This window comes from Yoonia sp. KMU-150, assembly GCF_056858355.1.
On sequence record NZ_JBXEQF010000002.1, the window covers coordinates 1 to 11,862 of the forward strand.

The following is an 11,862-nucleotide window of genomic DNA, read 5'->3' on the forward strand; positions in this document are numbered from 1 at the left end:
CAAATCCAGAACATAAAAACCCCGTCAGGCCCATAACCTGAAGGGTTTTGTGCGTCCCGGAGGGGCTCCAGTGGAGCCACTCAGCACAAAACGGGCGGAGCCCAGGCGTAGGTTCAAATCCTACTCCCGCAACCAAATCCAGAACAGCCCGTGCGACCTTCGAACAGTTCCCCGGACGGTTTGCCCACGGCAAGCCCTCGTCAGGCGCAGAACGAGCGGAGAAAAGGCGAGGGGGTAAAGCGCAGGCTTGCCGACGAAATCAAAATCTCGGGCGAACACTCTTCCGACAGCGAAGCGCTTCGCTATACTCTGCACACAGCCTCGTCGGAGAGACTTTTGCATCATCGCCGCGCCAACCGGATCCTCGCTTCAGTCATCTGCATTCCGGCGGCCATGGCCCTGATCGGCTGCGCACAGCCCGGACCTCCGCCGGAACGGTATCTCGCCAGCCAGAAAATCCTGCGCCAGCTTGGCGATGCGCCATGGGTGTTCCGGAACTGCGACGGCACCCGCGTCGGCGGCCATCTCGTCGACAGCGCACAGGGCTATACAATGTCCTACGTCGGATCAAAGAACCTGCCCGGTGATGAAGGGCCGATTGATATCTTCGTCGCCCAAGGCGATGCACTGAACTGCGGACTGATATTCTGGAACCTGCCAAGACGAGGGCAACCGTTGCCAAAAGAAAGCCACTTTAGACAAAAATGGCAAATCATCGAATTTCCAGATGTACAAAGGATTATTGGCAGTAGCTATCTCGATGATCTCGAAAGGGACGGTCCATCGCTTGTCTGGCGGGCCACTCAATTGAACGAAAACCGAATCTTGAGCACAACATTCGCCATTCTTGGCGGTGAATTGTACGTAGAATGGCAGAAATGGAATTGAACAAAATCAAACCCAATGATCTTCAAACGTTCTAGCCGTCACACAATCCCACTGCGTAGTGATCGCAGTGGTCTCCATCCAATCAGTCTGCAAATGTGCCTGTCATAAAATGGACCGACATCAATAACCTCACGATCCGGTAAGATATCCAGGTTGACGGTTCAGCCCCTCTTGTAGTCCGCGCCGCAGTGTAAGAGTCTTCCGACGACACCATCTGGCAGCCCGGACTTACCCCACCCAATGAATCGCACGTATCTCTATACCGGTCTTGCGCTTGCCGGTGCCGGTGCCGTCGCTGTGGCCGTGACGGTGTTTCTGCCGTCACAGGACGGTGTGCCTGCGGATCAGGCGTTTTCCGCGCCGGGTCTGGACGCGATGACCATCGAGGAAGCACGCGCGGAATTCTGGCGTTTGACGCCGGCGCTTTTGCTCGTCGTCTACGACGCTTTCGGCAAGACTGACGAAGACCAGATCTACGACACACTCGCCAGCGTGACCCACGGCGATGCATTGGAGTATCTCTACCTGGAGCGGGTCGGTGCCATGGCGGGCGGCGGACTTGAAGAGGCGGATCAGACCATCCACGAAATCAAACTGCTCAACACAAAGGTTGCGCGCGCGGGCGGCGCGCTGGCCATCGACGCGTCGTGGCAGGTGATCGGGACAGTCGGACATGCGGAACATCTGCATGTGCGCGGCAACACCTACAGCGCCGACCTGTCTGTCGCGCCGGTCGACGGTGCCTGGCGCATCACGGATTTCGAGTTGCTCGAGGTCAATCGGGACACGGCGGGGGAAACCTTTCTCGCGCCGCAGACCAACTGATGATCACCGTCAAGGACCTTACCTTTCGCTACAGCGCGACGAGCTTCCGGCTGCACGTGCCGGACTTCACCCTGAACGACAGGGAGCGGGTGGCTATCGTCGGCCCAAGCGGCAGCGGCAAGACGACGCTGCTTAACCTCATCGCGGGGATCCTGACCCCGCAGACCGGTCAGATCGACGTGGCGGGGACGGCCGTGGCCACATTGTCGGATACGGCACGCAGGCGTTTTCGCGCGAGCACGATCGGGTTCGTCTTTCAGGATTTTGCGTTGCTCGATTACCTCTCGGCCCGGCAGAACATACTTTACCCCTATCGGATTACGCCTGCGCTGACACTGGACACCGCCGCGCGTGAGCGTGCCGAGGCACTGGCGGTCTCTTGCGGAATCGGTGACAAGCTCGACCGGCATCCAACCGCGCTCAGCCAGGGCGAGCAGCAGCGTGTCGCAATCTGCCGCGCGCTCGTCACGCAGCCCAGGCTGATCCTGTCGGATGAGGCGACAGGCAATCTCGATCCCGACAGCAAGGCCCGGATCCTCGATCTGCTGTTCGAGCAGGCAGCCGAAGCCGGCGCTGCGGTACTGGCTGTCACCCATGACCACGAGCTATTGCCACGGTTCGAGCGTGTTCTGGATTTTGCACAGTTTCGGGAAGGGGTAGAGGCATGAATGCGCTCTATCTTGCCTTTGCCTATCTGCGGTACCACTGGGCTCGCAGTCTTGTGCTGACGCTTGTGACCGCGCTGATCCTTTTTGTGCCGGTCGCGACACAGATCCTGCTGTCGACCAGCGAACGCGCGCTTGTGGCGCGGGGTGATGCCACACCGCTGTTGCTGGGCAGTCGTGGGTCACAGCTGGATCTGACGATGTCCGCGCTTTATTTTTCGGACGAGCGGCCCGACCCGGTCCCGATGCGCGAGGTCGAGGCGGTCTGGGACAGCGGACTCGCCGTGCCGATCCCCGTGCATACGGCGTTTTCGTCCGGCGGATACCGGATCGTCGGGACAACACTCGACTATTTCGCGTTTCGTGAACTTGCGGTTACCGACGGTCGCGGACTGTCCGTGCTCGGTGATGCCGTCATAGGCGCCGAGGTCGCGCGGCGCCTTGGAAAAGGCGTGGGCGATACGCTCGTGTCGTCGCCCGAAAATCTGTTCGATCTGGATGGGGTGTACCCGCTTGAGATGCCGATTGTCGGGGTTCTCGCGCCGACAAATTCGCCGGATGACGAAGCGGTCTTTGTCGATATCAAAACCGCTTGGGTCATTCAGGGTATCGGTCACGGACATGAGGATGTCGTGACCGCGGCCGAGGTGGCAGCTGGCAGTCAGGCGCTCGCCAATGCCGCGGTGGTGCAATATCAGCGGATCACCGACGAGAATATCGACAGTTTTCATTTTCACGGCGCGCAGGATGACTTTCCAGCCTCTGCCGTGATTGTCGTGCCGAACGATACGCGCTCCGCCACGATCCTGAAGGGACGGTACCTTGATACGGCGGCCCCCACCCAGCTGATCGCCCCCGCTGGCGTGATACAGGGGCTGGTGGATCGCATCTTCCGGATCAAGGCCCTGCTGGACGTGGTCACCGCAATTATCGCAGTTGCGGCACTGGCCGCGGTTGGGTTGGCGGTCTTTCTGAGTTATCGTCTGCGCGCCCGCGAGATCGTGACTGCCGTAAAATTAGGCGCACGTCGCGGAATGGTCCTGCGGTTGTTGTCGGCGGAAACATTCACACTACTGTTTCTTTCGGCCGGTATCGCTGCCGGTGGCGCGGTGATCGTATCGCGGAATGCAGAAAACTGGGTGGGCTGGTTGCTTGCCCTTGGATCGTAACCAACAGGAGTTTTTATGAAACGTAGTCTTGTCACGGCGTCGCTGGCCGGGTTCATCGCCGCAACACCGGCAATGGCGCATTATGGTATGATCATCCCAAGCGATCCGATGATCAGCCAGGAGGACGGTCGCAGTGTCGCGCTGACGATGTCGTTCTCGCATCCGTTCGAGACTGACGGAATGATGCTCGACACGCCGGTCGCGTTTTCTGTGGCGCACGAAGGCACCGTGACTGACCTGCTGGGCGACCTTCAGGATGCTACTGTGATGGACGAACAGGGCTTCACGCTGGACTATCCGTTGGACCGGCCGGGCACCTATATCTTTGCGATGGAACCGCAGCCCTATTGGGAGCCCGCCGAGGACGCGTTCATCATTCACTATACAAAAACCTATGTCACAGCCTATGGCGATGACGAGGGATGGGATACAGAGCTGGGCCTGAAAACCGAGATCGTGCCGTTGTCCAAGCCTTTCGGCCTGTGGGAGCATAACGTCTTTCAGGGCATCGTGAAAATGGATGGCGAGCCTGTTCCCTATGCCGAGGTCGAGGTTGAATTCTATAACGACGGTGCGGGCGCAACGGTGCCCGATGATTTGATGATCACCCAGACCGTCAAGGCGGATGCCGACGGTGTCTTCACCTACGCGCCGCCTTCGGACGGTTGGTGGGGCTTTGCCGCATTGAGTACCGCCGATTACACGCTTCCGCAGGATGGCGAGGACAAGGCTGTCGAACTTGGCGCCGTGATCTGGGTCCACTTCGAAGAATGGACCGGGCAGTGATCCGTACCGCAGCCCTTGTCTGTCTTGCTGCCGCAGCTCCTGTCGGGGCTGCGGCGCACCAGTTGGTGGTTTTCGCTTCGGTCGACTGCGAGGCGGTGATGGTCGAGGCAAAGTTCTCAAACGGGAATGTTGCCCAGCAGGGCGAGGTACGCGTGCTCGACGGCGAGAACACGGTGCTCCAGACCCTGCAACTCGATATGGAAGGCACCGCACGTGTCCTGCTTGACGCGATCGACCATTCCGGCGGCCTGACCATCGAGGTCGATACCGGCAGTCACGACAATTACTGGATCGTGACCCCCGACGATATCGCCCGGAATTGCGGAACCTGAGGTGATGCGCTTGCTGAAACACATTCTGGCGGTCTGGCTCCTCGTCGGGCTGCCGCATGGCTCGCTGGCGCAGGATCGGGCCAGCGTGATAGCCGTCAATCATCCGCTTGCCTATTTCGCCGAACGTCTGCTGGGCGACGGTGCTGACGTCATGTTTCCGGTGCCGGCTGACGTCGATCCGTCATTCTGGCGACCGTCGATTGCGGATATCAGCGCGATTCAGGAGGCCGATCTCATTCTTCTGAACGGTGCCGGATTCGCCACCTGGATAGATCGGGTTTCGCTGCCGCGCGCAAAGGTGGTCAATACGTCCGCGGGCTTTGAGGATCGCTTTATCGTGACGGAGAGTATCACTCACAGCCACGGCGACGGGGGCGAGCATTCTCACGAAGGTCTTGCATCCTACACATGGCTCGATCCGGTGCTGGCGATCGCACATGCAGAGACGATTGCCGCTGCGATCACCGCGCGCGGACTTGCGGCGGAAGAGGATGTCGCGCGCGGGCTGGAGACGTTGCGGGCCGATCTGATGGCGATGGACGCTGATGCCGAAGCGGCGCTTGGTCATTTGCAGGGCGTGACCATGATCGCAACGCACCCGCGTTATCAATACCTTGCGCGGCGCTACGGTCTTACGCTTGCGTCGATGGAGTGGGAGGCAGGCGCGATGCCCACCGAGGCCGAAATCTCAGACTTGCGCGCGCTCGTCGCGGCAAGCGATGCAAAGGTGTTGATCTGGGAAGCGGAACCGCCGGCAGGCGCGTTCGAAATGACGGCGCAACTTGGGCTTGAAAATGTGGTATTTCCGCCCTTGGCACACGGTGTCGCGGGCCAGACCTATCTGGAAGCGTTTGACGCGGGGATCAAGGCGCTGGCCGCGGTCACCGCCCCCTAGCCGGTCGCATTGTTTTCAGAAGACCGCTTGTGCACGAGTTGGCACGGTTCCCGCCTACTGTGCCGCTTCGAGAGCCTCGCGCAGAACCTCCGGGTCACCGATGTGATTGGCTAGGATCAAGATCAGCCGCGCGTTGAACGCTTCGCTTTCGCTATCCGGCTTTCCGTCATGCGCCGCGATCAGGCTTGCATAGAAGGCGTCCGGATCCGCGATATTGGGCTTGGTGTTCAGTTTGGCCATGGGTCACGCCTTTCCGCAACAGGTGGTGATCGCAGCCTGCAGGTCGGCCGCGTCGTAAGATGGCCAGCGCGCAGCGATGTGCTGATCGGGGCGGATCAGATATACCGCGCCTGCAGCCTGCCCAAGATAGCGCGCCGCGATCGCGCCGGTCGTATCGTCCGCCGTGGAAATGCGCAGAGTGCGTAATTTCTGGCCCACGACGTCAGTCAGGTCCGGTACGTCAACGTTGATCGCCATTACGACAAAGCCGTCGCCAAGATGATCCAACAAATATTCTTCGCCCAATGGCGCATCTTTGCAGGCGCTGCCGACGCGGGTCGACACCGGGCCACCGGGCAAACGATCCGGTCCGTTCAGGGATGACCCGTCATAGACGCATGGCACCGAAAGACGCCCCGAATTGACCAGCGGCCTGGCCAAGTCGAACTTCTCGGAAAGGGTGAGGACGGCGTTGCGAAACCGATGGCTGACGTCTGACTTCGGCGTGATGAATTCGGTGGCGCGGGTCGAATTCAGGATATTTTCGTCGGCGGCCTGAATGCGTTCCTGATCGTAGCTGTCGAGCAGGCTGTCCGGGGCGATGCCGCGGACGACAAGCCCGAGTTTCCAGCCCAGATTATCGGCATCCTGAATGCCGGAATTTGCCCCGCGCGCGCCAAATGGCGAAACCTGATGCGCGCTGTCCCCGGCAAAAAGGACGCGCCCATGCCGGAAGCTCTTCATCCGTCGGCACTGAAACGTGTAGATGGATGACCAGATGATCTCGTAATCCACATCCGGGCCAAGCATGGCATCTAGGCGTGCGCGGATGTTGTCTTGTCCGAGTTCCCTTTCACGGTCGATATCCCAGCCGATCTGGAAATCCACGCGCCAGATGTCGTCGGGTTGCCTGTGCAGCAGCGTCGACGCACCGGATTTGAAATACGGCTCGAACCAGAACCAGCGTTCTGTCGGAAAACTGTCGGAGACCATCCTGATATCTGCGATCAGAAAATTGTCCTCGAAAACCCGCCCCTCGAACGTCAGGCCCAGCATGTCGCGGACTGGCGATCCAGCGCCGTCACAGGCAACGACATAGTCGGCGGCAAGGCGATACGGGCCATCGGGTGTCTGGATATCGAGCAGTGAGTGATCGGCGAGCGTTTCGATGTGCGTGACGCGATTCCCGCCGCGGATGTCAATCGACGCACCGGCGGCGATTTCTTTCTCGATCTGCTCGAAGATGAATTTCTCGAAATACGGTTGGGGAAGGTTGATAAAGGCGGGATGTCGGTGCCTGTCTTCGGCGGTCAGATTGAATTCAAAGACCTTTCGATCGTCCTGAAAAACCTTGCCCACGTTCCAGACGACGCCTTTGTCCAGCATGGGTTTGCTACAGCCATAGCGGCTTGCGATTTCCAGTGTACGTTTGGCAAAGCAGATCGCACGGCTGCCCTTTCCGACGCCCTCGTGATCGTCCAGAACCACGACAGGCACGTTTTGTCGTCCGAGATCGAGCGCAAGCGCGAGACCGACCGGTCCGCCGCCGACGATCACGACTGGATGCCTGACAGGAGTCTTGGCTGCCTGATCCGCCGAGGCCTTGTAGGGGTAGAGCCTGAAGGCGAGGGCGTAACGGTCCGCAGGCATATCGCTACCTCTCTGGTCGGGTTGCTACGGGGTCAGCCTTGCAGCGCCGCCCACATCTCCAGATCGCGTTTGTCGGTCCAGATGCGCGGATGGGCGATGCCGCGTGCTTCGTCATAGGCCCGGGCCACGTTGAAGGGCAGACAATGTTCGTAGATCGCGTAGTCGGCAAACTTGGGGTCGCAGATGGCGCGGACGGCATCCCATGCCTCTTTGAGCGAACCACCTTTGGCCGCCACCCGCGCAGCGGGGCGATAGGTGCTCTCGATAAAGTCGCGGGTGCTGGCGATCGCGCCCTCCACTGCGTCCTTGCCGATCAGCGCGCCGCCGCGACCCGGTGCCACAGCGTCGACATCATGGGCAAGAATATTGTCGAGCGTCCTGCCCCAATCGGCAAAGTGCCCATCGCCGCAATAGCAGGCCGAGCGGTCCTCGACGATGTCACCGGTGAACATGACATTTGCGTCGGGAACATGAATCACGGCGTCGCCCGCGGTATGTGCCCGCCCGATGTGTTTGATGTTCACGCGCCGATTGCCCAGATAGACGGTCATGCTGTCGCTAAACGTGGTTGTCGGCCAAGTCAGGCCGGGAATGCTCTCGTGCCCTTCGAACAGGCGGGGGAAACGCTGAAATTCGCTGTCCCAGTCTTCTTGCCCGCGTTCGGCAACCATACTACGGGCCGCATCCGACATGATGATCTGCTCAGCGCCATAGGCCGACGCGCCCAAGACGCGCACCGCGTGATAATGTGTCAGAACCACGTGGCTGATCGGTTTGTCGGTCACGCCGCGGACCTGCTCGATCACCTTTTGCGCCAGTCGTGGCGTCGCCTGCGCCTCGACGATCATCACAGAAGTGTCGCCGATGATGACGCCCGAATTCGGGTCGCCCTCGGCCGTGAAAGCATAAAGATCGCGCCCGACCTCGTCGAAGGTTATCTTCTTTTCCGTGAGATCCCCTTGGGATGCAAAGGCTTTGGGCATCTGTTGTGTCCTTTCGAATGCGCCGGGCGAGGCCCGGGCGTGCGTCAATACCGTTCGGCGATCAGGGAAACTGTGGCGCGGACCTTATTGTGCCGGTACAGATACCGAACCCGATTTTGTAGTCTGTGCCATGTGCGGCACCTGACAGGGTCAGCGTATCGCCGTCTTCGATAAAGCACCGTGTGTCACCTGTGTCGAGCGTCAGCGGCTCCTCCCCACCCCAGGTCAGTTCCAGCAGGCTGCCGCACTGATGTTTCTCCGGACCCGAAATCGTTCCGGAGCCCAGCAGATCGCCTGCGTTCATGGCGCAGCCGGACGCGCTATGATGGGCGAGCAGTTGCGGCGCGGAATAGTAGAGTTCGTTGTAGTTCGTCCGTGCGATCACGGTCGCGGCTTTGCCCGCCGGTTGCATGCTTACGCTGAGATCAATGTCGAAAAGCATCGGGGAAGGCTCTTCCAGATAGGGCAGGAGCGCGACCTCGCGGGGCGGCGTGCTGCAGCGAAACGGCTCCAGCGCGGCAGGGGTCACGATCCAGGGGCTGATGGTCGTAGCGAATGCCTTGGCCTGAAACGGGCCGAGCGGTTGATACTCCCAGGCCTGAATATCCCGCGCCGACCAGTCGTTCAGCAGAACGTAGCCAAAGATCATATCGGACGCTTTCTGCACACTCACGGGCTGGCCGATCTCGGTCGAGGTGCCTACGATCGCGCCCATCTCAAGTTCGATATCAAGGCGCTGGCTTGGCCTGAACGAGGGTGATGCGGCTTCCGGTGTCTTGGTCTGACCGTTGGGCCGGACGATATCGGTCCCGCTGACGACGACCGTCGATGCGCGCCCGTTGTAGCCGATGGGGATATGCAGCCAGTTGGACGGCAGAGCGTTTGCTGCGCCGCGGAACATCGTTCCGACATTGGTGGCATGGTGGCGACTGGCATAGAAATCCGTAAATTCCGACACCATGAACGGCAGATGCATCTGTGCCTTCGCTTGCGGGATCAGGCATTCTGCGATCCGGTCCCGATCAGGGCTGTCTTGGCTCAGAAGATCGGTCAAACGGCGGCGCAGCGTTTGCCAGGTATCCGGCCCAAGCTCCATGACGTCGTTCCAGTAAGGGACTTCAAACAAACCGTTTTCACCCAATAGGGGGCCCAGCACATCCTCGACCGCGACCAGATCGAGGATCATGTCGCCGATAGCGACCCCGCATTGCGGATCGGAATCTTCTGTCGAAAACACACCGTAGGGCAGGTTGTTGAGCGGAAAGGGGGTATTCGCGCTGTTGGCGGAGGGGACCCAGGACGTCAGACGTGGCATTTTCACCCCCTCGTGCGTACAGGATCATTTCTTTCCCGGCGCGCCATCGAATTTCTTTTCGATGTCATCCCAGCAGTCAATGTAGTTGTCCTGCAGCGGGGCCTGACGCGCCGCGAATGCGGTCAGATGCTGTGGGAAACGGGTCTCGAACATGAACGACATCGTGTTGTCGAGCTTATCCGGGCCCAGGTTTGCATGCGACGCTTTCTCGAACGCTTCCTTGTCCGGCCCATGCGGCAGCATCATATTGTGCAGCGAGATGCCGCCGGGCACGAAGCCCTGCGGTTTGGCGTCGTACTGGCCATAAATGTTACCCATCATCTCGGACATGATGTTCTTGTGATACCAGGGTGGGCGGAATGTATCCTCCGCCACCATCCAGCGTTCGCGGAACAGGACAAAGTCGATGTTGGCGGTGCCTTCCACACCGGAAGGTGCTGTCAGCACCGTAAAGATCGACGGATCAGGATGGTCGAAAAGGATGGCCCCGACCGGGCAGTAGGTGCGCAGATCATATTTGACCGGAGCGTAGTTGCCGTGCCACGCGACCACGTCCAGAGGCGAGTGGCCGATCCGTGTGCGGTGGAATTGGCCGCACCATTTGACCGTCACCGTCGAAGGAACCTCGCGGTCCTCGAACGCGGCGGCGGGCGTTTTGAAGTCGCGCCTGTTCGCCATGCAGTTCGCCCCGATCGGGCCACGTCCAGGCAGTTGAAATTTTTGCCCGTAGTTCTCGCAGACAAAGCCGCGTGCCGGCCCCTCGACAACCGCCACGCGATACAAGAGCCCGCGCGGGATGATCGCGATTTCTTTCGGTTCGAGGTCGATCACACCCAGTTCCGTAAAGATGCGCAGCAGGCCCTCCTGCGGTACGATCAGCAGTTCCGAATCCGCCGAATAGAAATATTCATCCTCCATCGTGGCGGTCGCCAGATACACGTGCGTGGCCATGCCGACCTGCGTGTTGACATCGCCCGCCGTGGTGATCGTGCGCATGCCGGTAACGAAGGTCAGATTTTCCGTGGTATGGGGCAGCGGGTCCCAGCGGTATTGTCCCAGGCTGGCGACATCCGGGTCCACATGCGGCGCCGATTTCCAGAACGGCATTTCGATTTTTTCGAAACGCCCGCAGTGCTTGACCGAAGGGCGGATGCGGTAGCACCATGTCCGTTCATTCTTGTGGCTGGGTGCGGTGAACGCTGTTCCCGACAGTTGTTCACCGTAAAGACCGTAGTTTACCCTTTGCGGGCTGTTCATACCCTGCGGCAGTGCGTCGGGCAGCGCCTCCGTTTCAAAATCGTTGCCGAAGCCGGGCATGTACCCCGCCGTCGTGCCACCACTGTCCTGGGCGCGTGTCATCCTGTCTGACGATGCCTGTTTAGCCATGGTCATTTCCCCGATCACCAACGAATCTGTTTGCAAGTATTCGCGGTCGTCCCTACCGCGTCAACAAACTTGTTGCATTTGCAATGACTATGTCGGCAGTCTGACCGTCAGGAGGGCAATCATGACTGCAACGCTTCCCGACTTCGACCTTGACCGCTATCTGCCGTATCGCCTGACAAACGTCGCGGCCCAGTTGAGCGCCGATCTTCTAAGACAGTACAAGGCGCGTTTCGGCATTTCGATGCCGGAATGGCGGGTCCTTCTGAACGTCGGCTACACGGAAAACCTTTCGGTCCGCGACATCGAGCAGCGGGTGAACCTTGAAAAATCAAAGGTCAGCCGTGCAGCATCCCGCCTGGAAGCCAAAGGCTACCTCGTCAAGCATATCGACAACCGCGATCGCCGCCTGCTCAGACTCGCGCTGACACAGGATGGCGTGCGCCTGCTCCACGATCTCATCCCGATCGCTCAGGGATTTCAGGCAGAACTGCGGGACAAACTCGGACCGTCATATGATAACCTTCACGCCGCCCTCGACCGGCTGACATCGCCAAACGCATGACGGCACGCGCCAACGTCTGCCACCGAACGTATGTCACACATCCCGAAAATGGCGACCCCGGCAGGATTCGAACCTGCAACCTGCCCCTTAGGAGGGGGCTGCTCTATCCAGTTGAGCCACGGGGTCTGCTCTACTTCATTGCCCGTCGTGCGGCGGCCGGTCAACGGTTGACCGGCTTCCCATGCGC

Annotated in this window: 13 protein-coding genes and 1 tRNA gene; 8 read left to right on the top strand and 6 right to left on the bottom strand. The window is 60.0% G+C overall.

The window, feature by feature from the left end:
- Positions 1 to 150 precede the first annotated feature (150 nt).
- The 7 genes from AC04PH_RS12745 to AC04PH_RS12775 all read left to right on the top strand — a co-directional run bounded on the left by AC04PH_RS12745 (position 151) and on the right by AC04PH_RS12775 (position 5,560).
- Positions 151 to 888, top strand: a complete 738-nt coding sequence (locus tag AC04PH_RS12745; RefSeq protein WP_483066195.1) for a hypothetical protein — start codon at positions 151 to 153, stop codon at positions 886 to 888.
- A gap of 240 nt (positions 889 to 1,128) precedes the next feature.
- Positions 1,129 to 1,713: a hypothetical protein gene (locus tag AC04PH_RS12750; RefSeq protein ID WP_483066196.1), complete on the top strand. Its 585-nt coding sequence runs from the start codon at positions 1,129 to 1,131 to the stop codon at positions 1,711 to 1,713.
- Positions 1,713 to 2,381 carry an ABC transporter ATP-binding protein gene (locus tag AC04PH_RS12755; protein ID WP_483066197.1) on the top strand — a complete coding sequence of 223 codons (669 nt, stop codon included), beginning with the start codon at positions 1,713 to 1,715 and terminating at the stop codon, positions 2,379 to 2,381. The genes AC04PH_RS12750 and AC04PH_RS12755 overlap by 1 nt, the downstream gene beginning before the upstream one ends.
- Positions 2,378 to 3,547 carry an ABC transporter permease gene (locus AC04PH_RS12760; protein WP_483066198.1) on the top strand — a complete coding sequence of 390 codons (1,170 nt, stop codon included), beginning with the start codon at positions 2,378 to 2,380 and terminating at the stop codon, positions 3,545 to 3,547. The genes AC04PH_RS12755 and AC04PH_RS12760 overlap by 4 nt, the downstream gene beginning before the upstream one ends.
- Positions 3,548 to 3,562: 15 nt before the next feature.
- Positions 3,563 to 4,333, top strand: coding sequence for a DUF4198 domain-containing protein (locus AC04PH_RS12765; RefSeq protein ID WP_483066199.1), 771 nt, complete (start codon positions 3,563 to 3,565; stop codon positions 4,331 to 4,333).
- Entirely contained in the window at positions 4,330 to 4,665 is a 336-nt protein-coding gene (locus tag AC04PH_RS12770; protein WP_483066200.1) for a hypothetical protein, read from the top strand. The genes AC04PH_RS12765 and AC04PH_RS12770 overlap by 4 nt, the downstream gene beginning before the upstream one ends.
- A 4-nt stretch (positions 4,666 to 4,669) precedes the next feature.
- The gene (locus AC04PH_RS12775; RefSeq protein WP_483066201.1) at positions 4,670 to 5,560 is read left to right on the top strand and encodes a metal ABC transporter substrate-binding protein; all 891 of its coding nucleotides are present in this window, start codon (positions 4,670 to 4,672) and stop codon (positions 5,558 to 5,560) included.
- 54 nt (positions 5,561 to 5,614) lie between these two features.
- On the opposite strand, the gene AC04PH_RS12780 is transcribed toward AC04PH_RS12775, so the two are convergent.
- The 5 genes from AC04PH_RS12780 to hmgA form a co-directional block, all read right to left on the bottom strand.
- Positions 5,615 to 5,800: a DUF2783 domain-containing protein gene (locus AC04PH_RS12780; RefSeq protein WP_483066202.1), complete on the bottom strand. Its 186-nt coding sequence runs from the start codon at positions 5,798 to 5,800 to the stop codon at positions 5,615 to 5,617.
- 3 nt (positions 5,801 to 5,803) lie between these two features.
- Positions 5,804 to 7,429, bottom strand: coding sequence for an FAD-dependent oxidoreductase (locus tag AC04PH_RS12785; RefSeq protein WP_483066203.1), 1,626 nt, complete (start codon positions 7,427 to 7,429; stop codon positions 5,804 to 5,806).
- A 32-nt stretch (positions 7,430 to 7,461) separates the two neighbouring features.
- Complete coding sequence (locus AC04PH_RS12790; protein ID WP_483066204.1) at positions 7,462 to 8,412, bottom strand: MBL fold metallo-hydrolase; 951 nt, start codon at positions 8,410 to 8,412, stop codon at positions 7,462 to 7,464.
- Positions 8,413 to 8,473: 61 nt separating this feature from the next.
- Positions 8,474 to 9,727: a fumarylacetoacetase gene (gene fahA / locus AC04PH_RS12795; RefSeq protein WP_483066205.1), complete on the bottom strand. Its 1,254-nt coding sequence runs from the start codon at positions 9,725 to 9,727 to the stop codon at positions 8,474 to 8,476.
- A 24-nt stretch (positions 9,728 to 9,751) separates the two neighbouring features.
- On the bottom strand, positions 9,752 to 11,113 hold the full coding sequence (gene hmgA / locus AC04PH_RS12800) for a homogentisate 1,2-dioxygenase (protein ID WP_483066206.1): 1,362 nt from the start codon (positions 11,111 to 11,113) through the stop codon (positions 9,752 to 9,754).
- Between hmgA and AC04PH_RS12805 the strand changes: the two genes are divergently transcribed.
- Positions 11,112 to 11,675 carry a MarR family winged helix-turn-helix transcriptional regulator gene (locus AC04PH_RS12805; protein WP_483066207.1) on the top strand — a complete coding sequence of 188 codons (564 nt, stop codon included), beginning with the start codon at positions 11,112 to 11,114 and terminating at the stop codon, positions 11,673 to 11,675. The genes hmgA and AC04PH_RS12805 overlap by 2 nt on opposite strands.
- A 49-nt stretch (positions 11,676 to 11,724) precedes the next feature.
- Here AC04PH_RS12805 and AC04PH_RS12810 read toward each other — a convergent pair.
- Positions 11,725 to 11,801, bottom strand: a tRNA-Arg gene (locus AC04PH_RS12810).
- Positions 11,802 to 11,862 lie beyond the last annotated feature (61 nt).